General features: G+C 65.4%; 25 protein-coding genes. 11 read left to right on the top strand and 14 right to left on the bottom strand.

Annotated features, from left to right (window positions below; genetic code table 11):
• Positions 1-40: 40 nt before the first annotated feature.
• Complete coding sequence (locus EDE08_RS28540) at positions 41-1,741, top strand: SGNH/GDSL hydrolase family protein (RefSeq protein ID WP_131871923.1); 1,701 nt, start codon at positions 41-43, stop codon at positions 1,739-1,741.
• A gap of 73 nt (positions 1,742-1,814) precedes the next feature.
• Here the strand turns inward: EDE08_RS28540 and EDE08_RS28535 are convergent, their stop codons facing one another.
• Positions 1,815-2,183 carry a CsbD family protein gene (locus tag EDE08_RS28535; protein ID WP_131871924.1) on the bottom strand — a complete coding sequence of 123 codons (369 nt, stop codon included), beginning with the start codon at positions 2,181-2,183 and terminating at the stop codon, positions 1,815-1,817.
• Between the two features lie 60 nt (positions 2,184-2,243).
• On the bottom strand, positions 2,244-2,981 hold the full coding sequence (locus EDE08_RS28530; protein ID WP_131871925.1) for an SDR family NAD(P)-dependent oxidoreductase: 738 nt from the start codon (positions 2,979-2,981) through the stop codon (positions 2,244-2,246).
• A gap of 98 nt (positions 2,982-3,079) precedes the next feature.
• On the opposite strand from EDE08_RS28530, the gene EDE08_RS28525 reads away from it, so the two are divergent.
• A complete protein-coding gene (locus EDE08_RS28525; protein WP_165936239.1) occupies positions 3,080-3,859 on the top strand; it encodes an SDR family NAD(P)-dependent oxidoreductase in 780 nt (259 codons plus the stop codon).
• Between the two features lie 97 nt (positions 3,860-3,956).
• Complete coding sequence (locus tag EDE08_RS28520) at positions 3,957-4,844, top strand: TauD/TfdA dioxygenase family protein (RefSeq protein WP_131871926.1); 888 nt, start codon at positions 3,957-3,959, stop codon at positions 4,842-4,844.
• A gap of 244 nt (positions 4,845-5,088) precedes the next feature.
• On the opposite strand, the gene EDE08_RS28515 is transcribed toward EDE08_RS28520, so the two are convergent.
• Complete coding sequence (locus EDE08_RS28515) at positions 5,089-5,733, bottom strand: YqgE/AlgH family protein (RefSeq protein WP_061880942.1); 645 nt, start codon at positions 5,731-5,733, stop codon at positions 5,089-5,091.
• 142 nt (positions 5,734-5,875) lie between these two features.
• Between EDE08_RS28515 and EDE08_RS28510 the strand changes: the two genes are divergently transcribed.
• Both EDE08_RS28510 and EDE08_RS28505 read left to right on the top strand, forming a co-directional pair.
• Positions 5,876-6,715, top strand: a complete 840-nt coding sequence (locus EDE08_RS28510) for a protein-disulfide reductase DsbD domain-containing protein (RefSeq protein WP_131871927.1) — start codon at positions 5,876-5,878, stop codon at positions 6,713-6,715.
• Positions 6,716-7,037: 322 nt separating this feature from the next.
• Complete coding sequence (locus tag EDE08_RS28505) at positions 7,038-8,414, top strand: flippase (protein ID WP_165936244.1); 1,377 nt, start codon at positions 7,038-7,040, stop codon at positions 8,412-8,414.
• Positions 8,415-8,425: 11 nt separating this feature from the next.
• Here EDE08_RS28505 and EDE08_RS28500 read toward each other — a convergent pair whose 3' ends face one another.
• A complete protein-coding gene (locus EDE08_RS28500; RefSeq protein ID WP_131871928.1) occupies positions 8,426-9,400 on the bottom strand; it encodes a LysR family transcriptional regulator in 975 nt (324 codons plus the stop codon).
• Positions 9,401-9,535: 135 nt separating this feature from the next.
• Here EDE08_RS28500 and EDE08_RS28495 point away from each other — a divergent pair, with 135 nt between their 5' ends.
• The 6 genes from EDE08_RS28495 to EDE08_RS28470 all read left to right on the top strand — a co-directional run bounded on the left by EDE08_RS28495 (position 9,536) and on the right by EDE08_RS28470 (position 16,381).
• A complete protein-coding gene (locus EDE08_RS28495; RefSeq protein ID WP_131871929.1) occupies positions 9,536-10,558 on the top strand; it encodes a carbon-nitrogen hydrolase family protein in 1,023 nt (340 codons plus the stop codon).
• Positions 10,559-10,624: 66 nt separating this feature from the next.
• Positions 10,625-11,944: a substrate-binding protein gene (locus EDE08_RS28490; protein WP_131871930.1), complete on the top strand. Its 1,320-nt coding sequence runs from the start codon at positions 10,625-10,627 to the stop codon at positions 11,942-11,944.
• Between the two features lie 9 nt (positions 11,945-11,953).
• Positions 11,954-12,829 (top strand): branched-chain amino acid ABC transporter permease, encoded by an 876-nt coding sequence (locus EDE08_RS28485; protein WP_014439677.1) that lies wholly within the window; start codon positions 11,954-11,956, stop codon positions 12,827-12,829.
• Entirely contained in the window at positions 12,826-14,697 is a 1,872-nt protein-coding gene (locus EDE08_RS28480; protein WP_131871931.1) for a branched-chain amino acid ABC transporter ATP-binding protein/permease, read from the top strand. The genes EDE08_RS28485 and EDE08_RS28480 overlap by 4 nt, the downstream gene beginning before the upstream one ends.
• Positions 14,684-15,388: an ABC transporter ATP-binding protein gene (locus EDE08_RS28475; RefSeq protein WP_131871932.1), complete on the top strand. Its 705-nt coding sequence runs from the start codon at positions 14,684-14,686 to the stop codon at positions 15,386-15,388. The genes EDE08_RS28480 and EDE08_RS28475 overlap by 14 nt, the downstream gene beginning before the upstream one ends.
• A 168-nt stretch (positions 15,389-15,556) precedes the next feature.
• Positions 15,557-16,381: a sulfite exporter TauE/SafE family protein gene (locus EDE08_RS28470; RefSeq protein WP_131871933.1), complete on the top strand. Its 825-nt coding sequence runs from the start codon at positions 15,557-15,559 to the stop codon at positions 16,379-16,381.
• 131 nt (positions 16,382-16,512) lie between these two features.
• On the opposite strand, the gene EDE08_RS28465 is transcribed toward EDE08_RS28470, so the two are convergent.
• The 10 genes from EDE08_RS28465 to EDE08_RS28420 all read right to left on the bottom strand — a co-directional run bounded on the left by EDE08_RS28465 (position 16,513) and on the right by EDE08_RS28420 (position 26,041).
• The gene (locus EDE08_RS28465; protein WP_131871934.1) at positions 16,513-17,301 is read right to left on the bottom strand and encodes a 3-hydroxybutyrate dehydrogenase; all 789 of its coding nucleotides are present in this window, start codon (positions 17,299-17,301) and stop codon (positions 16,513-16,515) included.
• A 1-nt stretch (position 17,302) separates the two neighbouring features.
• A complete protein-coding gene (locus EDE08_RS28460; protein ID WP_131871935.1) occupies positions 17,303-18,478 on the bottom strand; it encodes a DUF3734 domain-containing protein in 1,176 nt (391 codons plus the stop codon).
• A 77-nt stretch (positions 18,479-18,555) separates the two neighbouring features.
• Positions 18,556-19,059 (bottom strand): CAP domain-containing protein, encoded by a 504-nt coding sequence (locus EDE08_RS28455; RefSeq protein WP_131872080.1) that lies wholly within the window; start codon positions 19,057-19,059, stop codon positions 18,556-18,558.
• Positions 19,060-19,233: 174 nt separating this feature from the next.
• Positions 19,234-20,268: a sulfate/molybdate ABC transporter ATP-binding protein gene (locus tag EDE08_RS28450; RefSeq protein WP_131871936.1), complete on the bottom strand. Its 1,035-nt coding sequence runs from the start codon at positions 20,266-20,268 to the stop codon at positions 19,234-19,236.
• Complete coding sequence (gene cysW / locus EDE08_RS28445) at positions 20,258-21,169, bottom strand: sulfate ABC transporter permease subunit CysW (protein ID WP_131871937.1); 912 nt, start codon at positions 21,167-21,169, stop codon at positions 20,258-20,260. The genes EDE08_RS28450 and cysW overlap by 11 nt, the downstream gene beginning before the upstream one ends.
• A gap of 9 nt (positions 21,170-21,178) precedes the next feature.
• The gene (cysT, locus tag EDE08_RS28440) at positions 21,179-22,015 is read right to left on the bottom strand and encodes a sulfate ABC transporter permease subunit CysT (RefSeq protein WP_165936238.1); all 837 of its coding nucleotides are present in this window, start codon (positions 22,013-22,015) and stop codon (positions 21,179-21,181) included.
• 36 nt (positions 22,016-22,051) lie between these two features.
• Positions 22,052-23,053 carry a sulfate ABC transporter substrate-binding protein gene (locus EDE08_RS28435; protein WP_131871939.1) on the bottom strand — a complete coding sequence of 334 codons (1,002 nt, stop codon included), beginning with the start codon at positions 23,051-23,053 and terminating at the stop codon, positions 22,052-22,054.
• Between the two features lie 108 nt (positions 23,054-23,161).
• On the bottom strand, positions 23,162-23,887 hold the full coding sequence (locus tag EDE08_RS28430; RefSeq protein ID WP_131871940.1) for a phosphoadenylyl-sulfate reductase: 726 nt from the start codon (positions 23,885-23,887) through the stop codon (positions 23,162-23,164).
• Positions 23,884-24,399, bottom strand: a complete 516-nt coding sequence (locus tag EDE08_RS28425; RefSeq protein WP_131871941.1) for a DUF934 domain-containing protein — start codon at positions 24,397-24,399, stop codon at positions 23,884-23,886. The genes EDE08_RS28430 and EDE08_RS28425 overlap by 4 nt, the downstream gene beginning before the upstream one ends.
• Positions 24,386-26,041, bottom strand: coding sequence for a nitrite/sulfite reductase (locus tag EDE08_RS28420; RefSeq protein WP_131871942.1), 1,656 nt, complete (start codon positions 26,039-26,041; stop codon positions 24,386-24,388). Before EDE08_RS28420 ends, EDE08_RS28425 begins: the two co-directional genes overlap by 14 nt.
• Positions 26,042-26,048: the final 7 nt, after the last annotated feature.

The following is a 26,048-nucleotide window of genomic DNA, read 5'->3' as shown; positions in this document are numbered from 1 at the left end:
TTAAGCTGCTTCCAATCCCCTCGCGCGCGCCCGAGATCGCATGTCGAAGAAGTCCCTGTTCAAGGTGCTGACCGAGACCGGCCCGTTGATCGCGCTGGGGACGGCGCTTGCGATCCTGGTCTCGGTCGCAGGACCTGCCTCGGCGCAGTTCTTCAACTTCCCCGGTTTCGGCGGCCCGCCGCAGCGCGCGGCCCCGCCACCGCGGGGCGGTGGCGGAGGCGGCGGATGGTTCGGCGGCGACTTCTTCGCACCGTACCCGCCGCCGCAGCAGCAGGCGCCGCGTCAGGATTTTTCGCGCGCGCCGTCGCCGGCGAAACGCGACACCATCCCTGAGAAGAACGTGCTGGTGATCGGCGATGCCATGGCCGACTGGCTCGCTTACGGTCTGGAAGACGCCTACAGCGAGCAGCCCGACATGGGCGTGATCCGCAAGCACAAGACCACGTCGGGCCTCATCAAGTATCAGCCGAGGGGTGAGCCCGCGGACTGGGCGGCGGCGGCCAGGGGCATTCTAGAGACCGAGAAGCCCGACGTGATCGTCGTCATGCTCGGCCTCAACGACCGCGCCGCGATCCGCGAGCCCGTCGCCGACAAGGCGGCCACGGAGAAGGACAAGGACAAGAAGAACGACAAAGGGGCGCGCGCCAAGCCGCCAGCAAAGCCGGGCGAGGCCAAGCCCGGCGACACCGCCGCCGCCAAGTCGGACGACAAGCCTGCCGATGCCGATCTGCCGCAGGACGATGCCGACAATGCCGACACGCCCGCGGCCGCGCCGGAGAAGACCGCGCGCAACCCGAACGGCCTCTACGAATTCCGCGACGATCGCTGGGTCGAGCTCTACGGCAAGAAGATCGAGGAGCTCGCCAACATCCTCAAGGCCAAGGGCGTGCCGGTGCTCTGGGTCGGCCTGCCCGCAGTTCGCGGAACGAAGGGCACCGCGGATACGCTGTTCCTGGATTCGCTGTACCGTGAGGGCGCGGCCAAGGCCGGCATCACTTATGTCGACGTGTGGGACGGCTTCGTCGACGAAGCCGGCCGCTTCCTCCAGAAGGGCCCGGACTTCGAAGGCCAGATCCGTCAGCTCCGCAGCTCCGACGGCGTCTATTTCACCAAGGCCGGCGCGCGCAAGCTCGCGCATTATGTCGAGCGCGAGATCACGCGCCTGCTCGCGGCGCGCTCCGGCCCGATCGCGCTGCCGAGCGAGCCTGCCACCCCCGATACCAGCGCCGAGCCGGGCAAGCCCGCGCCGCGGCCGCTGGCGGGGCCGATCGTGCCGCTGGTTGCAGCCTCGATTTCGACCGATCAATTACTGGGCGGGCCGGGCACGCGTCCCGCCGCCGTCGATGCGCTCGCAGCCAAGACCATGGTGAAGGGTGAGCCGCTCGCGGCACCGGCCGGCCGCGCCGACGATTATGCCTGGCCGCGCCGGGAAGTCGGCCGTGAGCAGGCCAAGGGCGATACGCCGGTGGCCGCAACGACGCCCGAGGGCGGCACGGCTCAGGGGGCGCCAGGAGCGGCCGCGGTGATCGCGCCGCCGAAGCTCGCGCCGAAGAAGCCGCAGGCCCCGCCGCAGCAGCCGGCCCAGGCGACGCCCGCAGGCCGGGATTTCTTCGGCTTCGGCTTCGGCTCTCCGCAGCCGCGCCAATGGACGCCGGCCCCGGGGCCGCGCAATCCGAATTCCAATCCAGGGATTCCGCGCCCGCCTGCCAATGTCGGGCGATCGGCGGAGATGTTCCGGTAATCTGTCTTGCTGATTGAGATGTCGTTCCGGGGCGCACGCGGCATGAGCCCCGGAACGACGTATTGGCTCGGCCCTAATAGCGCCAACGCGGCGGCGGGCGGCGCGCGGGTCGCGACATCAGGAGCGCGAGCGCGAAGCCGATGCCGCCGGCGACCAGCAGCGCGCCGAGCGGGTTGTCCTGCACCTTCTGTGCGATCGCCTTCGAGCCGTCGCGGAAGGTCTCGCCGCTGTTCTCATAGGCGTCCTTGGCATAGCCCGCAGCGGTGTCCGTGGCATCGCGCACCGCATCCTTGGCCTGGCCGTAGAGATTCTGCACCGTGCCTGCGGCTTCCCGCGCCTTGCCCGACGCCTGCGTCTTCGCATCGCCTGCGATGTCTCCGATCGCGCCTTCCGCGCGGCCGGCATATTCCTTGGCCGATCCGACAATCCGATCCGTATCCATGTTGCTCCTCCTCGGGGGTCAACCCAAGTAACCGATCAGGAGCAGTGCAGTTCCACGGGATCAGAGAATGAGACCGCCATCGACGACCAGCGTCTGGCCGATGATGTAGGACGACAGCGGCGAAGCCAGGAACAGCGCCGCGCCCGCCATGTCGGCCGGCGTGCCCAATCGCCGCAGCGGGATGCGCGCAAGCGCGCCTTCGAGCCGCTTCGGATTGTCGGTCGTCACCTTCGTCATCTTGGTGTCGACGAGCCCGGGCCCGATGCCGTTGACGCGGATGCCGTCCTCGGCCCAGGCCTCGCCCAGCGTCCGCGTCAATCCGACCGCGCCGGTCTTCGACGCATTGTAGGCGGGATTGCCCATGGTGGAATGATAGGCCGCGGTCGAGGACACGATGATCAGCGAGCCCTTTGAATCCCGCAACATGGAATGGAAGCGCGTCGCGCAGGCCATCAGGCTCATCAGGTTGACCTCGACCACCTTGCGAAAGCCGGCCATCTCGAACTCGCCGCGGCGATAGAGCACCGCGCCCTGCGCGAGCACGAGTATGTCGAGCCTGTCGAAGGACGGCTTGAACGCCTCGATCGCTCCGGCATTGCCGACGTCGAGCTGGGCATAAGCGAGCCCCGTAAGATCGGAGCCTTCCTCGATGGAATATTCCGCAGGCCGAGCACGCGTGCCGCAAACCGCGACATGCGCGCCTCTCGTGCGAAAAGCCTGCGCGATGCCGTTGCCGATGCCGCTGGAACCGCCGACCACCAGCACCTGCTTGCCCGAGAAATCGAGTTCGTTCGCCATCGCGGCCTCCCCTTTCGTCTTGCTTGTTTGACCTGTCTGCGGATCGATGCCAGCCTTGTCAATCACAACAAAAACAAACACAGCCGCGAGGAAACAGCATGTCCTACTCCAGGGAGCTCAGCCGGTCCGTGAAGGGCCTCACGGTTCTCGTCACTGGCGCGGCCAGCGGCATGGGGCGCGCGACGGCGCGCGTGTTCGCAACCGAGGGGGCGAACGTAGCCGTCACGGATTTCGACGAGCAGGGCGCGCATGCTGTCGCCAGGGAGATTGCGGCGAGCGGCGGTTCAGCAAGGGCGTGGAAGCTCGATGTCGCCGACGGCGGCGAGATCAAGCGCGTGGTCGGCGATGTCGCCGCGCATTTCGGGGCAATCGACATCGTCGTCAATAATGCCGGCATCTCCGTGCGTGTTGCGATCGACGACGAGGCCTATGAGGACGCCTGGGCCCGGGGCATCGCCGTGATGCTGACGGCGCATCCGCGCATCATCCGTGCCGCGCTGCCGCACTTGCGCAAGTCGAAGAGCCCGCGCATCGTCAACATCGCCTCGACCGAGGCGCTCGGGGCCACCGCATTGCACAGCCCGTATTCGGCAGCCAAGGGTGGCGTTGCCAGCCTCACCCGCTCGCTGGCGGTGGAGCTCGGCCGCGAGGGCATCACCGTCAACTGCATCTGCCCCGGGCCGATCCGCACCGCCATCACCGACCGCATCTCCGAGGAGCACAAGACCATCTACGCCAAGCGCCGAACCGCACTCGGCCGCTACGGCGATCCAGAAGAGGTCGCGCATATGACGCTGAGCCTGTGCCTGCCGGCGGCATCGTTCCTCACCGGCGCGGTGATCCCGGTCGATGGCGGGCTGATGGCCCGCAACGCGTGAGAGCCATGCGCTCGAAGCGTTGACAACGACTGATGCGGGAGTAGCTTTTTCGTCAACAGAGCGGGGTAGCCGCTCGCGACCCGCGGGAGAGAACGTCATGACGATCGCCATCCGGCAGCTTCAGAAGCATTTTGTCGGCGAGGTTTCCGGCCTCGACTTGCGAAAGCCTCTCACACCGGATGAAGCGCGCCAGGTCGAGGCGGCCATGGACGAATATGCGGTGCTGGTTTTCCACGACCAGGACATCACCGACGAGCAGCAGATGGCGTTCGCGCTGAACTTTGGTCAGCGCGAGGACGCGCGCGGCGGCACCGTGACCAAGGAGAAGGATTACCGGCTGCAATCCGGCCTGAACGACGTCTCCAATCTCGGCAAGGACGGCAAGCCGCTGGCGAAGGACAGCCGCGCGCATCTGTTCAATCTCGGCAACTGCCTCTGGCACTCCGACAGCTCGTTCCGTCCCATCCCGGCAAAATTCTCGCTTTTGTCGGCGCGCGTGGTGAACCCGAAGGGCGGCAACACCGAATTCGCCGACATGCGCGCCGCCTATGACGCGCTCGACGACGAGACCAAGGCGGAGATCGAGGACCTCGTCTGCGAACATTCGCTGATGTATTCGCGCGGATCGCTCGGCTTCACCGAGTACACCGACGAGGAGAAGGAGATGTTCAAACCGGTGCTGCAACGGCTGGTGCGGACCCATCCCGTCCATCGCCGTAAGTCGCTTTATCTGTCATCGCATGCCGGCAAGGTGGTCGGGATGAGCGTGCCGGAGGGCCGGCTGCTGCTGCGCGACCTGAACGAGCATGCGACGCAGCCGGAATTCGTCTATGTCCACAAATGGAAGCTGCATGACCTCGTGATGTGGGACAACCGCCAGACCATGCACCGCGTCCGCCGCTACGACCAGTCGCAGCCCCGCGACATGCGCAGGGCCACGGTGGCGGGGACCGAGCCGACGGTACAGCAGCAGGCGGCGGAATAGGCCGCGTCGGAGTAGCCACAAATTAGGTCGTCGTCCCGGACAAGCGGAGCGCTGGGCAACGCGTAGCGTTGTCCGGCGCGAAGCGCCGATCCGGGACCCATAACCACAGGGAGTAGTTTCGCGAAGACTCGTGGTGACCGGCCTGCCTCAAACTTCACCCTGGGAGTATGGGTCCCGGATCTACGCGCGCTTGAGCCGCGCTTGTCCGGGACGACAGCGGAGTATGTGGCGGTAGCGACTATGGCTACGCGTGTCCGGCCTCGTTCGAGAGCATGCCGGGATCGATGCCGATCTTCTGCAAAGCGCGGTTGTACTTGTCGTCGACGTCGTCGCCGAAGATCAGATCCGCATCCGCATCGCAATGCAGCCAGCCGTTGCTCTGGATCTCCGTCTCGAGCTGTCCTGGCGCCCAGCCGGCATAGCCGAGCGCGAGGATGGCATGCTTGGGGCCGGAGCCGTTGGCGATCGCGCGCAGGATGTCGACGGTCGCGGTGAGGCAGACGCCATCATCGATCCGCAGCGTCGCATTCTCGATGTAGAAGTCGCTGGAATGCAGCACGAAACCGCGGCCGGTGTCGACCGGCCCGCCCCGCAGCACCTTCATGCTTTCGGCATTCTCCGGCAGCTTGATGTGCTCGCCCTTCCTGATGATGCCGAGCTGCTGCAGCAGCTCGGGGAAGTCAATGCTGCCGGCGGGGTGGTTCACGATGATGCCCATGGCTCCCTCGGCCGAATGGGCGCAGAGGTAGATCACCGACCGCTCGAACCGGGAATCGCCCATCACGGGCATCGCAATCAGGAGCCGGCCGTCGAGATAACCGGCCGAATTGGGCAGTGCGGGGCCCGAGCTGCGGGTGCTTTCGCCCGTCCTCTTGCCTGTGGGAGCCATCGGTGAAGCACTCCGGTTTCAATTCCTATCCTGATGTCGGGCCGGTCCGCTGTCAAATCAAGCCTTGCGGTGACTTGGTTCAAGTGCATCCATCACAAGCAATTCAATGGTTTGCCCTGCGCCGACCCTGTAAAGACGTGCCATGCTCACAAGAGTTCCCCTGCGTGCGGCGATTGGCGTCGCGACAACCCTGCTTGCGTCGTCGTTGGCCATCGTAGCACGTGCCGATGACGCTTCGCCGTGGCAGCGGGACGGACATTCCGCGGTGCGGCTGGTGGCGGGATCGCGCAGCGGCGCGGTCCTGCTAGGCGGTATCGCGTTCCAGCTCCAGCCCGGCTGGAAGACCTACTGGCGCACCCCCGGCGATTCCGGCGTTCCACCGCGGTTCGACTTCTCGAAGTCCGAGAATGTCGAGGCGGTGACGATCATGTGGCCGGCGCCGCTGAAATTCGACGACGGCGCGGGCGGCCATTCGATCGGCTACCACAACCAGATCGTGCTGCCCTTGCGCATCGTCGCCAAGGCGGCCGACAAGCCCGTGACCTTGCGCGCCGAGATCAATTACGCGGTGTGCGAGAAGCTCTGCATTCCGGTCGAGGCCAGCGCCGAGCTCGGCTTCAACAGCGTCGCCTCGACCGAGGATGCGAACTTGCGTGCCGCGCTCGACACCGTGCCCAAGCCCGCCAATATCGGCGACCCCAATCCGCTCACCATCCGCGACGTCAAGCGTGACGGGCCCAAGAACGTGGTGGTCGACGTGGTGACGCCGGACAACCGCAACGTCAATCTGTTCGTGGAAGGGCCGACGCCAGACTGGGCGCTGCCGATTCCCGCACCAATGCCGCACAGCCCGCCTGGGGTGACGCGGTTTTCTTTCGAACTCGACGGACTGCCGCCGGACGCCAAGCCGGATGGCGCCGCGCTGAAGTTCACGCTGGTCGGGCCCGACAAGGCGTACGAGTTCAATACGAATTTGGAGTGAGGCGGAGCTGTCGTTCCGGCAGCCGTCCGGACCGTCAGCGCGACTGAATTGTACTGGTCTCGCCCACGCTCAGCTGTCGTCCCGGACAAGCGCGCCTTAGCGCGCGCCGATCCGGGATCCATAGCCACAGGGTGTGGTTTGGCGAAGATTCGGAGTGACCAGCTCGCGCCGCAACTTCTCCCTGGGGTTATGGGTCCCGGATCCGCGCTTCGCTTGTCCGGGACGACACTGAGTATGGGAACCCCACCCAACCGAATCTTAACGAATGGTTGCTAGTCCCCTGGCATGCCGCAGCATGCGGGACGCCTGGGGACTGTTCGACGTGGCCGTCATGGATGCACAACCCGGAACGACCGGACCGGCCGGGCTGATGGCGCGGCTGCGGGCCAAGCTGACGGGCGGATCGAGCGAGGCGTCGCTGACGCGGCGGCTCGCCGGCACCATCTTCCTCATCCGCGTGATCAGCGCGGGGCTCGCCTATGTCTCGCAGGTTCTGCTGGCGCGCTGGATGGGCACGTCCGACTACGGCGTCTACGTCTATGTCTGGACCTGGGTGCTGCTGCTCGGCAGCATGATGGATTTCGGCATCTCCGCCTCCGCGCAGAAGATCATCCCGGAGTACCGCGCGAGCGGCGATCAGGCGCTGCTGCGCGGCTTCCTCTCCGGCAGCCGCTGGCTGACCTTTGCCGTGTCGACGCTGGTCTCGCTCGCCCTAGCCGGCATCGTCAAGCTGCTGTCGCCGTGGATCGATCCGGCCGAGGAGCTGCCACTCTATATCGGCTGCATGACGCTGCCGGCCTTCGTCGTCGCCAACACCCAGGACGGCATCGCGCGCTCGCATGACTGGATGCAACTCGGCCTGATGCCGCAATTCATCATCCGCCAGGCGCTGATCATCGGCCTCACGGCCGCGGCCTTCCTGCTCGGCTATCATCTCGGCGCGGTCGCCGCGATGGTCGCGAGCGCAGGTGCGGTGTGGATCGCGATGACCGGGCAGATGCTGGTGCTGAACCGCAAGCTCGCCGATCACATCGGGCCGGGACGCAAGGCCTACGACGTCAGGGGCTGGCTCGCCGTCTCACTACCGATCCTGCTGGTCGAGAGCTTCTACCTCCTGCTCTCCTACACCGACGTGCTGGTGCTGCAGCAGTTCCGCCCCTCGGACGAGGTCGGCGTCTATTTCGCCGTGGTGAAGACACTGGCGCTGGTCTCCTTCATCCACTACGCGATGTCGGCCACGACGGCGCATCGCTTCGCGGAATACAATGCGCTCGGCGACAAAGCGCGCCTCTCGGCCTATGTGGCGCATGCCATCAACTGGACGTTCTGGCCGTCGCTGGCCGCGACCATCGTGCTGCTGGCGCTCGGCAAGCCGCTGCTCTGGCTGTTCGGGCCGCAATTCGTGGTCGGCTACGACATCATGTTCGTCGCCGCGATCGGGCTCGTGGTGCGCTCCGCGATCGGGCCGGTGGAGCGGCTGCTCAACATGCTCGGGCAGCAGAAGATCTGCGCGCTGGCCTATGCCCTGGCCTTCGCGATGAACCTCGTGCTCTGCATTGCGCTGGTGCCGCGCTATGGCGGCCATGGTGCCGCGGCCGCAACCTCGATCTCGCTCAGCTTCGAGACGGTGCTGCTGTTCTGGATCGTGCGGCAGCGGCTCGGCCTGCACGTGCTGGCATTCGGCCGCCGCACGGCTTAGCCGTCGCGTCCTCAGCCGCTCTGAAATGCGACGACCGCGGCATCCGCCACCAGCAGCGCGTCGAGCATCTTGCGGCCCGACGTATCCGCCTGCATCAGCGGGTCGGACTTGAACATAGCCTTGAGATAGCTCGATACGGCGCGGACGCGCGGCACGAACTGGAGATCGCTGTGGACGTTGATCCAGACGTCGCGCGTCGTCGACATCTTCTCGTGCAACACCGGAACCAGATCGCTGCGGCCAGCTACCGCAAAGCTCGGCAGCAGCACCAGGCCGATGCCGCCGGCCGCTGCGTTCATCTGCGCGATCATGCTGTTGGAGTGAAAGCTGACCGGCGGATTGCGGATGATGTCGTCGAGCCAGCGCACCGAATCCAGCTGGATCAGATCGTCGATGTAGGTGACGAAGCTGTGGCGCGCGAGGTCTGCGGGCCGTTCCGGCATGCCCTCGCGGGCGAGATAATCTCGGGAGCCGTAGAGGGCGAGCTGAAAGCTGCCGAGCCGCTCGGACGCCATGCCCTGTCCCGGCGGACGGAAGAAGCTCAGGAAGATATCGGCCTCGCGGCGATTGACCGAGACCGCCTGCGGCGAGGTCAGGAGCTCGACGGTGAGATCTGGATAACGTTGCCGCAGCGGCGCGAAGCGAAATGCGAGATAGAGCGAGGCGATGCCTTCCATCGTCGCGAGCCGGACGCGGCCCGCCATCCGGCTGCCGCCGCGCTGCACGTCCTGATGCATCGCAATGACGACGCTCTCGATCCGCTCGGCGTGACAGAGCAGGCGTTCGCCGGCTTCGTTGACACGCAACCCCTGCGGCGATCGCTCGAACAGCGTCGCGCCCAGCGTGCATTCGAGATGCGCGATCCGCCGGCTGATGGTGGATTGGTCGACCCGCAGACGCTTGGCCGCGCTGCCCAGGCTGCCGCCGCGGGCTGCGTGAAGAAATATCTTGAGGTCGTCCCAGTCGAGCGAGTTGAACTCCTGCATGCCCACCAGACAGCAAGCGTTGTGCCAGCGACGTACGGTGGGACGGATTGTCGCCCCCTGCAAGCCGTCTTGCAGGATTGTCTGTATCGAGGCCCCGGGGACGCCACTAGCCTGTCCTGAACCAAGGACAAAGCCATGCTTCCTCGCTTCAAGGCCGCTGCGGTCCATGCTGCGCCAGTGTTTCTAGACCGCTCGGCGACCACAAAGAAGGCAATCTCGCTCATCCGTGAGGCAGCCGCCGCCGGCGCCGAGATCGTGGCATTCTCCGAGACGTTCATTCCTGCATTCCCGGTATGGGCTGCGCTGTGGGCTCCGATCGACAATCACGACCTGTTCGTCCGCATGGCGGACCAGTCCGTGCTGGTCGACGGTCCCGAGATCAAGGCGATCCGCGACGAAGCGCGCGCGCTTGGCGTCGTGGTGTCGATCGGCATCAGCGAGAAGTCGCCGGCGAGCGTCGGCGCGATCTGGAATAGCAACCTCCTGATCGGCGAGGACGGCGAGATCCTCAACCACCACCGCAAGCTGGTGCCGACCTTCTACGAGAAGCTGATCTGGAGCGGCGGCGACGGCGCGGGCCTGCGCGTCGTCGACACCAGGCTCGGCAAGATCGGGCAACTGATCTGCGGCGAGAACACCAACCCGTTGGCACGCTATTCGCTGATGGCGCAGGGTGAGCAGCTTCATATTTCGAGCTGGCCGCCGGTTTGGCCGACCCGCCGGCCGGCCGGTGGCGGCAATTACCACATCGCAGCGGCCACCCGGATCCGGGCGAGCGCGCATTGCTTCGAGGCAAAGGTGTTCGGCCTCGTCACCGCGGGTGTGCTCGACAAGGCGGCGCGCGACATGCTGGTGGCGCGCGACGCCTCCGCCGCCGCCGTGCTCGACGCGACGCCGCGCGCGGAAACCTTCTTCCTCGATCCGACCGGCGAGCAGATCGGCGAGGCGCTGCGCGACGAGGAAGGCATCCTCTACGCCGAGATCGATCTCAACCGCTGCGTCGAGCCCAAGCAGTTTCACGACGTGGTCGGCTACTACAACCGATTCGACATTTTCGATCTCAGCGTCAACCGCCGCCGGCTCAATCCCGTGTCCTTCACCGGAAACGCGGCGTCCCAGCCGGACACGGAGAGCGATCACATCGATGCCGGGGCGTGAGCCCGGCTCGTACCCAACCGCAATGCACCGGCCGATCCGGCGGTGATGAAACATGGAAGGTGAGTCATGAAGCTCGATCGTCGTCAGATTCTGCTCGGAAGCGCCGGCGCCGCTGCCGGTCTCGTGCTTCCAGGTAGCGCCGCCTGGGCGCAGACGCCGGCCAGCATCGGCACCTTCCCGGACGGCGTCACCGCGGACTCGGTCTTCATCGGACTGACCATTCCGCTCACCGGCGTCTTCTCCGGCGACGGCGGAGATCTCAAGCTTGGTTACGAGCTGGCGATCTCGGAGATCAACGCGGGCGGCGATGCCGCGAAGAAATGGGGCCTGCAAGGCAAGGGCGTGCTCGGCCGCCAGATCCGCTACAAGGTATCCGACACCGAGGGCAAACCCAATCTCGACGTGCAGAGCGCCACGCAGTTCATCCAGCGCGACAAGGCGATCATGCTGTCAGGCTCGGTGTCGAGCGCCAGCGCGATCGCGCTGGAGGAATTGGGCTCGCGCGAAAAGGTGCTCTACATGGTGGGCATCGCCGGCTCCAACGACATTACCGGCAAGAACTGCCAGCGCTATGGCTTCCGCTCGCAGCAGAACGCCTACATGGCCGCCAAGGCGCTCGCGCCCGTCGTCGCCAAGGCGCTCGGCAAAAACATGAAGACCGCCTTCCTGGTGCCCGACTATACCTACGGTCACACGGTCTATGACAGCTTCGCGAAGTTCTCGAAGGAACAGGGCTGGCAACAGGTCGCCAAGGAAGTGGTTCCGCTCGGCACCACCGACTATTCCTCGGCGCTTCTCAACATCGCCAACAGCGGTGCGGACGTGTTCGTCAACATCGCCTTCGGCGCCGACGCGGTCGCCTCGACCAAGCAGGCCGAGCAGTTCGGCGTGCTCAAGAAGATGAAACTGGTGGTGCCGAACCTGTCCTCGTTCCAGGACAAGGAGCTCGGCCCCGAAATCATGCAGGGCGTCTATGGCAGCTGCGACTTCTGGTGGACGCTGTCGGATCGCTATCCGCTCGCGAAGGGCTTCGTCGACGCCTTCGTCGCGAAGAACAAATATCACCCGCGCTGGGGCGCCCATATCGGCTACATGCAGACCTATCTCTGGGCGCTGACGGTCGAGCGGGTGAAGAGCTTCAATCCGGTCGACGTCATCAAGGCGATGGAGGCCTCGAAGGAGCAGCCCTACGAGACCACGATCGGCAAGGTCTATTTCCGCGCCGAGGATCACCAGATGGTGCGCCCGATCCCGGTCCTGCGCGGCAAGGCGCCGGCGGCGATGAAGGGACCCGAGGACTATTACGAGATCGTCGACGTGGCCGAAGGCGAGAGCGTGATGAATCCGCCGGACCTGTTCGGCTGCAAGCTCGGCCCCTATACCTGAGCCGCCCGGATGCCAAGCTGGCCCGCCCTCGCCTCGCAGGCCTTCAACGGCCTCGCCCTCGGTTCGCTGCTGGCGCTCGTCAGCAGCGGCCTGACAATCATCCTGGGCACGCTCGGTGTCCTGAACTTCGCCCACGGCGCGTTGTTCGCCGTGGGCGCCTATGCCGCCTTCGTCATGCTGCAATACACCCAGTCGTTCCTGCTCGCGATCGCGGTCGGCTGCGGCTTCATGCTGGTGCTCGGCTTCCTGCTCGAGCGCCTGATCATCCGCTTCTTCTACGGCCGGCCGCATGAAGACCAGATCCTCGTCACCTACGGCATCGGCATCGTGCTCGTGGAGTGCGTGCGCGCCGTCTTCGGCGGCAACGCGCAGCGCGTGCCGACGCCGTCGTGGGGACAGGGCGCAACGCAGCTCGGCTTCCTGATCTATCCGACCTACCGCCTCCAGCTCATCGCCATCATCGCAACGCTGCTGGTCGGCCTCTATCTCGTGCTCTACCGGACTTCGATGGGCCTCGTGGTTCGCGCCGGAATCGAGAACCCCGGCATGGTCGGCATCCTCGGCATCAACCTGCGGCGCACCTTCCTGCTGGTGTTCGCGATCGGCGTCGTCGCAGTCGGTCTCGCCGGAATGCTGTATGCTCCGGTCGTCGCGGTGACGCCGGACATGGGCGCGAATTTCATGGCGCAGTCCTTCGTCGTGATCGTGCTCGGCGGCCTCGGCTCGTTCCCGGGCGCGGTGGTCGGCGGGCTGATCGCAGGCGAGATCGTCAGCCTCACCAGCGCGTTCAACTCCTCCTATTCGGAAGTGATGCTCTACGCGCTGATGGCGCTGCTGCTGGTATTGCGTCCGCAGGGCCTGTTCGGCTCGGAAGGACGGGTATGAACAGGTCGCGATCGGGCGGGCTGCGGAGCCACATTCCGGAGCTCGCGATTCTCGCCACGCTGATTGCGGCACCGGTGATGCTGCCGCATCTCGGCTTCTCCATCGACCTGCTGACGCGGGTGCTGAACTGGGGACTGATCGGGCTCGGCTTCGACATCCTGTTTGGCCTCGCCGGCCTCCTGTCGTTCGGCCAGGCCGCGTTCTACGGCGTCGGCGGCTTCGTCACGGCGTATCTGCTGGTTTCCGGCACGCTGAGCAGCGTGTGGCTGGCGCTCGCCGCCGGCACGATATCGGCCGGCGCATTCGGGCTCGTCGTGGGCTGGCTTGCGGTGCGCCGCATCGGCATCTACTTCACGATGATCACGCTGGCGTTCGGCCAGATGGCCTATTTCATCGAGAACTCGCCGCTGTCGCACTACACGGGTGGCGAAAACGGCATCCCCGGGGTGCCGGTGCCCGTGCTCGGCTTCGGCGAACATGCCATCCGCATCGGCGCAGGCCTGCCGATGTACGTGCTGTTCGCGGTGATCTTCTTCGGCGGCTACGTGCTGGCACGCCGCATCGTCCGCTCTCCCGTGGGCGCGATCCTGCTCGCGATCAAGGAGAACACCGCGCGCGTCGCAATGCTCGGCCACAACGTGCCGGCCTACAAGCTCGCGGCCTTCGTCATCGCCGCGCTCTATGCCGGACTCGCCGGCGGCCTGCTCGGCTCGTTCCAGAGCTACATGCCGCCGGACGCGTTCTCGCTGGAGACGTCCGGCCAGCTCGTGGTCCAGACCATCGTCGGCGGCGCCAACACCCTGATCGGACCGCTGGTCGGCGCCGCGGTCTGGCTCTGGCTGCGCGACAATCTCCAGCTCGTTCCCGGCCTCACCACGCTGTGGAAACTGGTGCTCGGCATCGCCTTCATCGCCCTGGTCGTCGGCCTGCGCCGCGGTATCTGCGGCGAGATCATCCATTGGTTGACCGAGCGCCGGACCCTTTCCGCACGTCGGGCCGCCGAGGCCGCAACCGAGGCGATTGAGGCCGGCGCGGTGAAAGCTGCATCGAGCAGGGGGCGCGACACCGCCCTGCCATTGCCGTCACCCGCCACCGGCGACAGCGACGTTGCCCTGGAAGCCTGCGCGCTGGCGCGGCACTATGGCGGCCTGAAGGCGGTTGACGGCGTCTCGTTCAAGGTCCGCTGCGGATCCATTCATGCCGTGATCGGCCCCAACGGCGCCGGCAAGAGCACGCTGTTCAAGATGCTGCTGGACGAGGTCAGCCCGACCTCGGGTCATGTGCTGTTGTTCGGATCGCAGGTGACCGGCCACGGCGTCAGCCGGTCCGCGCAGTTCGGCATCGCCAAGTCCAACCAGTTGAACCAGCTCTTTCCAAATCTCTCGGTGCGGAAGAATTTGCGCATCGCCGCCCTGGCGCGCTGCCGCGGACCGCTGCGGATCGACCTGCTGCGAACGGCCGACAGCCTGCCGGAGGTGGAGGCACAGATCGAGGCGATCATGGCGCTGCTCGATCTTTCGGCGTGCGCCGACACGCCGGCGCACATCCTCGCCTATGGCGAGAAGCGGCGGCTCGAGATCGGCATGGCGTTTGCGACGAGCCCGAAGGTGCTGTTGCTCGACGAGCCCCTCGCCGGCATGAGCCCGTCCGAACGCGCCGCGACCTGCGCGCTGATCCGCGACATCGCCCGGACCTGCACCATCGTCATCGTCGAGCACGACCTCGACGCGATCTTCGGCCTCGCCGAGCGCATCACCGTGCTCTACGAAGGCCGCCTGCTCGCCGACGGCACGGCCGACGAGATCCGCGGCAACCAGCAGGTTCAGGACGCTTACCTCGGAGGGCTTCACGCGCATGAGCCTGCTTGAAGTCGACCGCATCAACACGCTCTACGGCGATTCCCACGTCCTGTTCGACCTCTCGATCCGGGTCGAGGAGGGAGAGGTCGTGGCGCTGCTCGGTCGCAACGGCGCCGGCAAGACCACGACGCTGCGCTCGATCATGGGGGTGCTCGCCCCGAGGAGTGGCGAGATCCGGCTCGATGGCAAGCCGATCAGCGGCCTCGCTCCATCCGCCATTGCCAACATGGGCGTGCAGCTCGTCCCGGAGGAGCGCGCGATCTTCGGCGGGCTGACGGTCGAGGAGAACCTGCGTATCGCGGCCCTGACCGCGCCGAACGCGTGGTCGTTCGAGCGCATCTACGGTGTGTTTCCGCGCCTGAAGGAACGACGCAAATCCCTCGGACGAACGCTGTCGGGCGGCGAGCAGCAGATGCTCTCGATCGCCCGCGCGCTGATCCGCGACGCCCGCATCATCCTGCTCGACGAGCCGTTCGAGGGACTGGCGCCGCTGATCGTGCGCGACCTCGTCAACGTCGCCGCCAGCCTCGCGCGCGAAGGCCGCACCATGATCGTGGTCGAGCAGAACGTCGCCGCAGCGCTGAGCTTCGCCACCCGCGTCTACGGCCTCAACAACGGCCATGTGGTGTTCGAGGGCACTTCCGCCGAGCTGACCGCAAATCCCGACCTAGCGCGGGATTTCCTCGGCGTCGGCGCGTGAGCACTGCGAACGGCTGTTTCGCGAGAGGGCACCGATTTGGGCGAAACGACTGTCTGTCGCCACTCCGCTGAAAGATTTTTCTTATTTAATCCAATGGCTTGCTCGTCAGGGAAAGTTTATTCTACGTCGTATTGCCCATCCGACGAGATCAACCTAAGATTCCCCGATATGTTCGATCCACTCTACGTCGCCTCCGGATTCGCCGTCGGCCTGCTTGTCGGCATGACGGGCGTCGGCGGCGGCTCGCTGATGACGCCGCTGCTGATCCTGTTGTTCGGCGTCCACCCCTCCACCGCGGTCGGCACCGACCTGCTCTACGCCGCTGCCACCAAGACCGGCGGCAGCGTGGTCCATGGCTGGTCGCGCAGCGTGCACTGGCCGGCGGTGCTGCGGCTCGCCTGCGGCAGCATTCCTGCCAGCGCGGTGACGCTGCTGGTGCTGTGGAAGCTCGACCTCAAGAGCGATGCCGAGCGCAGCCTGGTCAATCTGGTGCTGTGCTTTGCGCTGCTGCTGACTGCGACCTCGTTGATTTTTCGCAAGTCGATCATGGACCGCTATCGAAAGCGCCTCGAGCAGGTCGACGCGCGCACCACTTTGATTGCGACCGTGATCACCGGCGTCGTGCTGGGCGTGCTGGTCTCGATCTCCTCGGTCGGCGCCGGCGCGGTCGGCGTGACCGTGCTGCTGCTGCTCTATCCGCGCCTGCCGATGGCGACCATCGTCGGCTCCGACATCGCCCATGCGGTGCCGCTGACACTCGTCGCCGGCATCGGACATTGGGCGCTCGGTGACGTCGACTGGGCCCTGATGGGAGTGCTGCTGCTGGGCTCTCTGCCCGGCATCATCGTCGGCAGCTATAGCGCGACGCGCGTGCCCGAGACGGTGCTGCGGCTGACGCTTGCCTGCGTGCTGTTCGTGGTCGCTGGCCGGATCGTCTTCGCGGAACTAAACCTGTCCTCGGCCATCGTCACGGCGCTGGCCTGGAGCCATTGAGCGGCAATGCCGCCTCGCTCTCACTCTCGCAGGGTGAGCAAAGCGCAAGCGTGCCCACCACTTCTCTCAATCGCGGAAGAACGGTGGGCACGGCGCTGACGCGCCTTTGCCCACCCTCCGACATCGCGTTCTTACTCCGCGGTCCAGCCGCCGTCGATCGACAGATTGGTGCCGGTGATCTGCGCGGCATCGTCGCTGCACAGGAACAGCGCGAGCGCGGCGACCTGCTCGGAGGTGACGAACTCCTTGGTCGGCTGCGCATCCAGCAGCACGTCGTTGATGACCTGCTCGCGTGTCAGGTTGCGCGCCTTCATCGTATCGGGGATCTGCTTCTCGACCAGCGGCGTCCAGACGTAGCCGGGGCTGATGCAGTTGCAGGTGATCTTGTGGGTCGCGACCTCCAGCGCCACGGTCTTGGTGAGGCCGGCGATGCCGTGCTTGGCCGAGACATAGGCCGACTTGAAGGGCGAGGCCACCAGCGAATGCGCGGACGCCGTGTTGATGATGCGGCCCCACCCCTTCTTCTTCATGCCGGGGACGGCGGCACGGATGGCATGGAAGGCCGAGGAGAGGTTGATCGCGATGATCTGGTCCCACTTCTCCGGCGGAAACTCCTCGATCGGCGACACGAACTGGATGCCGGCGTTGTTGACGAGGATATCGACCGAGCCGAACGTCTTCTCGCCGAGCGCGATCATGCCGGCGATCTCGGCGGGCTTGGTCATGTCGGCCGGCGAGTAGATCGCCTTGACCTTGAAGTCGGACTCGATCTTGGCGCGTTCCTTCTCGATGTCCTCGGCCGAGCCGAAGCCGTTGATGACGACATTGGCACCGGCGGCGGCGAAGGCGCGCGCATAGGCGAGCCCGATGCCGCTGGTCGATCCGGTCACGACGGCGTTCTTGCCTGACAGACTAGCCATTCTATTCGCTCCTTTTTGCCGGGGGCGCGGTGACGTCCCCCGTGAGATCGTAGGTCACCATGGTCTCGCTGGACTGGGGCCGCTCGAGCCAGTCCCTGTGGCGCATCGACAGATGCACGTCGCGCACGCCGGCCTCCCAATGCTCGACCATGGCGACATGCGAGAAGTCGTAATCCTTGGACGAGGATTCGTAGTTCTTGCTGCGATAGATCAGATGCACCACCGTGACGGTGCTTTCGCGCGACACTTTCGCCAGGAATTCGACGGAAGGATCGTTCTTGAGATAGTCCGGCAATTTGCTGATCAGGTCACGCACGGCGCGTCGCGCGTTGTGCAGCTGCTTGTTCTTGTCGGTGTTCATCCGCGTGCGGCTGGAATAGCGGATGTCCTTCTCGCGCTCGGCCGCTTCCAGCAGCGAGTTCGGCAGATCCCCGCGCGCGGAGAACAGATCGACCTGGAAGATCAGCATGTCGCGTTCGACCTCGGCATCGAGCACGTAGTCGAGCGGGGTGTTGGAAGCGATGCCGCCGTCCCAGTAATGTTCGCCGTCGATGTTCACGGAAGGAAAGCCCGGCGGCAGCGCACCGGAGGCCATGATGTGCTCGGGGCCGATGGACTTGCCGAGCTTCTTGAACTCGTAATTGTCGAAATATTTGAAGTTGCCCGAGGTGACGCCGACCGCACCGACCGACAGCCGCGTCTTCAGATCGTTGATGCGGTCGAAATCGACGAGACGCTCCAGCGTCTTCTTCAGCGGCGATGTGTCGTAATAGCTTTCCGCTTCGGGATGTCCCGGCGGCCAGAGCGGCGCCGGCGGAATGCGCGGCGTGAAGAAGCCGGGCACGCCGAAGGTCGCAATCAGCGCAGCGCTGGTCGAATTGAACAGCTCGCGGCTGTGGTCGCTCGTGCCGATCGGCTTCCACGGGACCGGCGCGGAGACCATCTCCCAGAACTCCTTGAGCCGCTTGACGCGCGTCTGGCCCTCATTGCCGGCGATGATGGCAGCGTTGACCGCGCCGATGGAGATGCCAGCCACCCATTCCGGCTCGAAGCCGTAGCCGCACAGCGCCTGATAGGCCCCGGCCTGATAGGAGCCGAGCGCGCCGCCGCCCTGGAGAACCAGGACGCGTTGCGCATTCGTCGGGATCGTTGCGATGTCCGGACTATGATCTGTCATTCGGGAACAATAGCAAAAGGCTGGCCACCGTGGCGACACTCCGCCGCGGCGTCAATGCATCCCGGATCAAGTCTGGCTTATCGGGGCTCCGTCGAGGCCAGGATCATGGTCCAGAACACCTTGTATTTGGTACCGGGAGCATAGCTCGCCGCGATGCCTAATTTTGTGACACCGCCCTTGAGCATGTTGGCGCGGTGAGGAGGCGAGTCGCGCCAGCCGGAAAACGCTTCCGCCAGCGTATGATAGCCGGCCGAGATGTTCTCGACCGCCACGGTCGCGGGATAACCGCCGGCGGCGAGACGCTTGGCCAGCGGCGCGCGGACGTCGTGGTCCATCTTGTTCGCGGCCGCCATCGCGCCCGACTGGGACTCTGCGAGCCGCATCAGGTCCGGATCGATCACGACGGTGCCGAGCCCGTTGTTCTGGCGGTACTGCGAGATCATCACCGCAGCTGCCTGCGCATCGAGCTTGGAGCCCGGAACCGCCATGTCGGTATACATGGATGGCTGCTGGACCGGTGCTTCGTTGCCGGCACAGCCAGCGAGCAACAAAGTGATGAGAATTGCGGCCGCAGCGCGCATGAATCGAGGCCCCCAAATGAGGGGGCGTTGTTGCATACCAACCGTGGCTGAAAGGTGAATATTGAAGAAAATCTGAGCCGTCATTCCCGGGCGCGCGTCAGTACGAACCGGAATCTCTTGCCTCAATCTCGGGATTCCGGGTTCGATGCTCCGCATCGCCCCGGAATGACTGTGCTAGCCCCCAAATATCCGGTAACGGCGAGGCTCAAGGCCGATGGTGTCGCCGGCGCGAAGTTCCTTGTCGCGGGGGGCGTCGATCTCGATGGTCTGGCCGCCCGAGAGCGTGACCTCGGCGCGCTGTACGGGGCCGAAATTGCGGACATGCCGGACCGCGCCCTCGAAGGCGCCGCTGCCGGGCGGACCGACCAGCATGTCATGTCGCCGCACGAACAGCTTTGACGCGCCAGGCGCAAGTCCGTCCGCCGCGAGGGCGAGCGGCCGGCCGTCGAGCCTCACAGCGCCGCCCTCGACCTGAACCGGCAGCTCGATGGACTCACCGATGAAGCCATGAACAAACGCGCTCGCCGGGCTCTCATAGACGTCATCGGGCGAGCCGATCTGCTCGATCCTGCCCTTGTCCATCACCACGACGCGGTTGGCGACTTCCAGCGCCTCCTCCTGGTCATGGGTGACGAAGATCGAGGTGACGTGGATTTCATGATGCAGCGAGCGCAGCCATTTGCGCAGCTCTTTCCTCACCTTGGCATCGAGCGCGCCGAACGGCTCGTCGAGCAGCAGGATGCGCGGCTCGATCGCGAGCGCGCGGGCGAGCGCGATGCGCTGGCGCTGGCCGCCGGAAAGCTGGCTCGGGTAGCGATCGGCGAGCCAATCAAGCTGTACGAGATCGAGCAGCTCCTTGACCCGGACGCGGATCGCCGCCTCGTCCTTGCGGACCGCGCGCGGCTGCACGCGCAGGCCGAAGGCGACGTTCTCGAACACCGTCATGTGGCGGAACAGCGCATAGTGCTGGAACACGAAGCCGACGTGACGCTCTCGCGCGCCTTGCGCCAGCGCGTCCTCGCCATTGATGAAGACCTCGCCGGAATCAGGCCAGTCGAGCCCGGCGACGATCCGCAGTAGCGTGGTCTTGCCGGAGCCGGACGGACCGAGCAGCGCCACCAACTCGCCGCTGTCGACCTTGAGATCGACGCCGTCGAGGGCTTTGAAGCTGCCGAACGACTTGACGAGATTTCTGACTTCAATGGTCACTTGGCTCTTGTCCTTCGTCCAGATGACGTTCGAGAACGGTCTTCACGATCAGCGTGATCAGCGCCAGCATCGCCAGAAGCGAGGCGATCGCGAAGGCTGCGACGAACTGGTACTCGTTGTAGAGAATCTCGACAAGGAGCGGCATGGTGTTGGTCTCGCCGCGAATGTGGCCGGAAACGACCGAGACCGCGCCGAACTCGCCCATGGCGCGGGCGTTGCAGAGCAGGACGCCGTAGAGCACCCCCCATTTGATGTTGGGCAGCGTGACGCGGAAGAAGGTCTGGAGGCCCGAGGCGCCCAGCGAGATCGCGGCCTCCTCCTCCTGAGTGCCCTGCTCCTGCATCAGCGGGATCAGCGCACGGGCCACGAAGGGAAAGGTGACGAAGGTGGTGGCGAGCGCAATCCCGGGCACCGCGAACAGGATCTGGATGTCGTGGTCGCGCAGCCAGCTGCCGAAATAGCCCTGTGCGCCGAACAGCAGCACGAAGACGAGACCCGAGATCACCGGACTGACCGAGAACGGCAGGTCGATCAGCGTGATCAGGAACGTCTTGCCCGGAAAATCGAACTTGGCGATGGCCCAGGCGGCGACGAGGCCGAACACCAGATTGAGGCCTACCGAGATCGCTGCGACCAGCAGTGTCAGCCTGATTGCAGCCAGCGCCTCCGGCTCGGCGAGCGCGGTGAGATAGGCGACGACGCCCCTCGATAACGCCTGCGCAAAGACGACGACGAGCGGGAGCACGACGAAGACGGTGAGAAAGATCATCGCGAGGGCGATGATGGTGATGCGCACCGCGCGCGGTTCGGTACGCAAATTGTCCCGCGCTGCCGCCGCCTGCGCACGCGCCTTCGCGTCGGAGGCCGAGAGCGGTATGGAATCTGCGATCTGCATCGTCATGATCCGCCCTCAGCGCGCCGGAATCCGGCTCTGCGCCCAGCGCTGGAGCCGGTTGACGGCAAAGATGATCACGAACGACACGACCAGCATGACCACCGCGATCGCGGTCGCATCGGCGTACCGGAACTCGGAGAGCCGGATCACGATCAGGAGCGGCGCGATCTCGGAGACGTTGGGCAGATTGCCGGCGATGAAGATCACCGAGCCGTATTCGCCGACGGCCCGGGCGAAAGCGAGCGCGAGGCCGGTGAGCAGCGCCGGTGCGAGCGACGGCAGGATCACGCGGAAGATGGTCTGCCAACGGCTGGCGCCGAGGCTTCCCGCGGCCTCCTCGATCTCAGGGTCGAGATCCTGGAGCACCGGCTGCACCGTGCGCACCACGAAGGGAATACCGATGAAGATCATCGCGACGAAGATGCCGAGCGGGGTGAACGCCACCTTGATGCCGAGCGCGGCGAGCGGCGCGCCCAGCCAACCCTTCTCGGCGAACAGCGCGGTCAGCGCCACGCCGGCGACCGCCGTGGGCAGCGCGAAGGGCACGTCGACGATGGCATCGAACAACCGCCGGCCCGGAAAGCGGTAGCGCACCAGCGCCCAGACGATGATGCTGCCCATGACGAGATTGACGCAGGCCGCCGCAAAGGCGAGGCCGAACGAGACGCGGAGCGCGTTCAGCGTGCGGCGGCTGGAGAGGATGTTCCAGAACTGCTCCGGACTGAGCTCGAGCGATTTCAGGAACAGGCCGGCGAGCGGAATCAGGATGATCACTGACAGCCAGGTCAGCGTCAGTCCCATCGTGAGACCGAAGCCCGGCAATGTCCGGCGTCGTGCTGCAACTGCGCTCACCAGGCCCCCTGCAAAAGCCTCCTAAGACAGCGCCGATCAGTTCTTGTAGATCTGATCAAAGACGCCGCCGTCGGCAAAATGTTCCCTCTGAGCCCTGGTCCAGCCGCCGAAAACGTCGTCGATCGTGAACAGCTCGACCTTGGCGAAGGCATTTTCGTACTTCTTGGCGATTTCGGCATCGCGCGGACGGTAGAAGTTGCGCGCGGCGATCTCCTGCCCCTCCTTGGTGTACCAATATTGCAGATAGGCATCGGCGACGTTGCGATTGCCCTTTCTGTCGGCGATCTTGTCGACGATCGCGACCGGCGGCTCGGCCAGGATCGATTGCGGCGGCGCCACGATCTCGAACTTGTTCGCGCCGAACGCCTTCAAAGCGAGGTGCGCCTCATTCTCCCAGGCGAGCAGCACGTCGCCGACACCGCGCTCGACGAAGGTCACGGTGGCGCCGCGTGCGCCGGTGTCCAGCACCGGGACCTGCTGGTAGAGCTTGCCAATGAAGTCCTTGGCCTTGTCGGCCGAGCCGAACTTCTTCTGCGCAAAGCCCCAGGCTGCAAGATAATTCCAGCGTGCCCCGCCCGATGTCTTCGGGTTCGGCGTGATCACGGCGACGCCCGGCTTGATCAGATCGTCCCAGTCCCTGATGCCCTTGGGATTGCCCTTGCGCACCAGGAACACGATCGTCGAGGTATAGGGGGATGAATTCTGCGGCAGCCGCTTTTGCCAATCCGCCGCCACCAGGCCCTTGGCCGCGATGGCATCGACGTCATAGGCGAGCGCGAGCGTCACCACGTCGGCCTGCAATCCGTCGATCACCGCGCGCGCCTGCGAACCGCTGCCGCCATGCGACTGCTTGATCTCGATGCTCTTGCCGGTCTCCTTCTGATAGGCATTCGCGAACGCCTTGTTGAACTCGCCATAGAGCTCTCGCGTCGGATCGTACGACACATTCAAAAGATTGATATCGGCGGCGAGAGCCGAGCTTGCCCAGAGGAATCCTGCAGCGAGCGGAACGATACGGCGCATCATATCCATCTCCATTCACCTCGACGACATCGGCGTCATCGACGGCAGGCATAACTCGGGGCGAAACGCCGTTGAGTCAACGGAACCGGATTTTCTTGTTCGCAGCGTGGCAGCGCAACCGTGCTACGAAACCTTCATCGTGTGAATGCCGCATTCTGTCTTGGCGCGGCCCCGCCATCGGCCGGCGCGGGAATCCTCGCCCTCGCCCGTTCTGCTGGTGCAAGGCATACAGCCAACCGACAGAAATCCTGACGCAACCAGAGGGTGCCGCGGCAATCTGGCAAGGGTGAAGATCGCCTCGATCTCCTCGCGCGAGACGTTGGCGAAGGGATTGAACTTCAACCGCGCGCCGTCATCCTCGACGACGGGAATGTCGGCGCGCGCACTACCCTGGAAGCGCTTGCGGCCGTTGAGCCAGGCCGAGAACGGCTTCAGCGCCCGGGCCAGCGGCTCGACCTTTCGAATGCGGCAGCAGGCGTCGGGATCGGAGAACCAGAGGTCGCGGTCGGGATCGTCGCGCGAGAGTGCCTCCTCGGCCGGCTTGATCGACCGGACGTCCTTCAGGCCCAGCTTCGCGATCAGCGTATCGCGATAGGCCAGCGTCTCCTCGAACAGCCAGCCGGTGTCGAGAAAGATCACCGGAATCGCGGGATCGACGTCCGCCATGACCTTCAGCAGCGTCGCCGATTCCGTACCGAAGGACGAGACCAGCGCGAGCTTGTCGCGCCCGACCGCCTTCAGCGCCGCAGCGATGATCTCCGCGGGCGAGGCATCGCGCAAGCTTCGATCGAGCTCGTCCGCCGAAGGCGGCGCGGACAGAGGCGAAACCTGAGGCGCGATCGCGTTCACGTGCCGACCCCTTCGGAATGGCGCAGCTGCATGCGCCGGTGCAACGCCGTGATGCGGCCGTCGCCGGTCGGCTGGTAGAACACCGAATAGCGCCTGGCCGTCTGCATGAAGGCTTCCGCGTCCGCCTGCTTCTTGACCTCGAAGGCGTCGAAGCCGGCGCGCAGCATGAACACGAACTGGTCGCGCAGCACCTGGCCGGTGGCGCGCAACTCGCCGCGATAATCGTAGCGTTCGCGCAGCAGCCGTGCCTGGCTGTAGGCACGCCCGTCGCGGAAGGTCGGGAACACCAGCGCGACGGCCGCGATCCTGCCGAGATAAGGCACGAGTTCGGCGATGTCGCGATTGTTCGGCCAGATCACGCCGACCTTGCCGGCGCGCTGGAGCAAGCCCTCGGCCTCGCCGAGGAAACGCTCGGCCGGCACAAGAATGTCGCCGCGCTCGGGCAGCGGCGTATCGACGGCGAGCTTGACGAAGCCGTCGCCCGTGATCTTTCCGCCGTTAACGAGTGGCATAGACGCGCTCCTTGAAGGGTTCGACGCCGAGGCGCTTCACCGTGTCCATGAACAGCTCTTCGGGCCGCTCACGCAGCGCCAGATAGGCTTCCACGATGTCCTCGACGACATCGGCGACCTCGTCGAACTTGACGCCCGGCCCGATCAGGGTCCCGAGCGCCGCGTTCTCGTCGGCGCGGCCGCCGATGGTGATCTGGTAGACTTCCTCGCCGTTCTTCTCGACGCCGAGAATGCCGATATGGCCGACATGGTGATGGCCACAGGCATTGATGCAGCCGGAGATGTTGATGTGGAGCCGGCCGATCAGATTGGCGAGCTCGTGATTGGCGAAGCGCCGGGTCAATTCCTGCGCGATCGGGATCGAGCGCGCATTCGCCAGCGAGCAATAATCGAGGCCCGGGCAGGCGATGATGTCGGTGATCAGGTTGACGTTCGGCGTCGCAAGCCCAAGCTTGTCGAGCGCCTTCCACAGCGCCGGCAGGTCGCGCTTGGCGACGTGCGGCAGCGCCAGGTTTTGCTCATGGCCGACGCGGATCTCGCCGAAGGAATATCTGTCGGCGAGATCGGCCAGCGCGTCCATCTGCTCGGCGGTGGCATCGCCCGGAGGCCCGCCGGTCGGCTTCAGCGAGATCGTCACGATCGAATAGCCCTGCACCTTGTGCGGAGCCACCGAGTTCTTGCGCCACGCCTCGAAATCAGGATCGGCCGCGGCCTGGCGCAGCTCGTCGGGCATGTGCGGCAGCTTCTCGTAAGAAGGATAGGTGAAGCGCGAGCGGATGTCCTCGATCACCTCGTCGTCGATCTCAAGCGAGGAGTTGCGGATGTGCTGCCATTCCTCCTCGACCTCGCGGGAGAACTTCTCGATGCCAAGCTCGTGCACCAGGATCTTGATGCGCGCCTTGTAGATGTTGTCGCGGCGGCCGTACTGATTGTAGACGCGCAGGATGGCCTCGATGTAGCTGAGGATGTCGCGGCCGTGGACGAAGTGCTTGATGGTCTTGGCGATGAACGGCGTGCGGCCGAGCCCGCCGCCGACCAGCACCTCGAAGCCGGTCTCGCCCTTCTCGTTCTTGATCAGCCGCAGGCCGATATCGTGGATCTTGATCGCGGCGCGGTCATGGTCCGACGCGGTGATCGCGATCTTGAACTTGCGCGGCAGGAAGGAGAATTCCGGATGCAGCGTAGTGTGCTGGCGGATCAGCTCCGACCAGATGCGCGGGTCCTCGATCTCGCCGGGCGCGACGCCGGCCCACTGGTCCGAGGTGACGTTGCGCATATTGTTGCCGGAGGTCTGCATCGCGTGGATGCCGACCTTGGCAAGGTCTTCGAGCGCGTCCGGCAGCTCGGCGAGCTTGATCCAGTTGAACTGGATGTTCTGCCGCGTGGTGAAATGGCCGTAGCCGCGGTCGTATTTGCGCGCGACATGGGCGAGCGCCCGCAGCTGGTTGGTCGCCAGCGTGCCGTAGGGGATCGCGACGCGGAACATGTAGGCGTGCAGTTGCAGATAGACGCCGTTCTGAAGCCGCAGGATCTTGAACTCGTCCTCGGTGAGCTCGCCGGAGAGGCGCCGCTTCACCTGGTCGCGGAACTCCGAGACGCGCTCGTTGACGAGCGTGCGGTCGATTTCGTCGTAAGCATACATAAGTGCG

Origin of the sequence: Bradyrhizobium sp. R2.2-H (genome assembly GCF_004346455.1) — a bacterium.
Taxonomy (GTDB): Bacteria; Pseudomonadota; Alphaproteobacteria; order Rhizobiales; family Xanthobacteraceae; genus Bradyrhizobium; species Bradyrhizobium diversitatis.
This window is presented reverse-complemented; position numbering and strand designations above follow the sequence as displayed.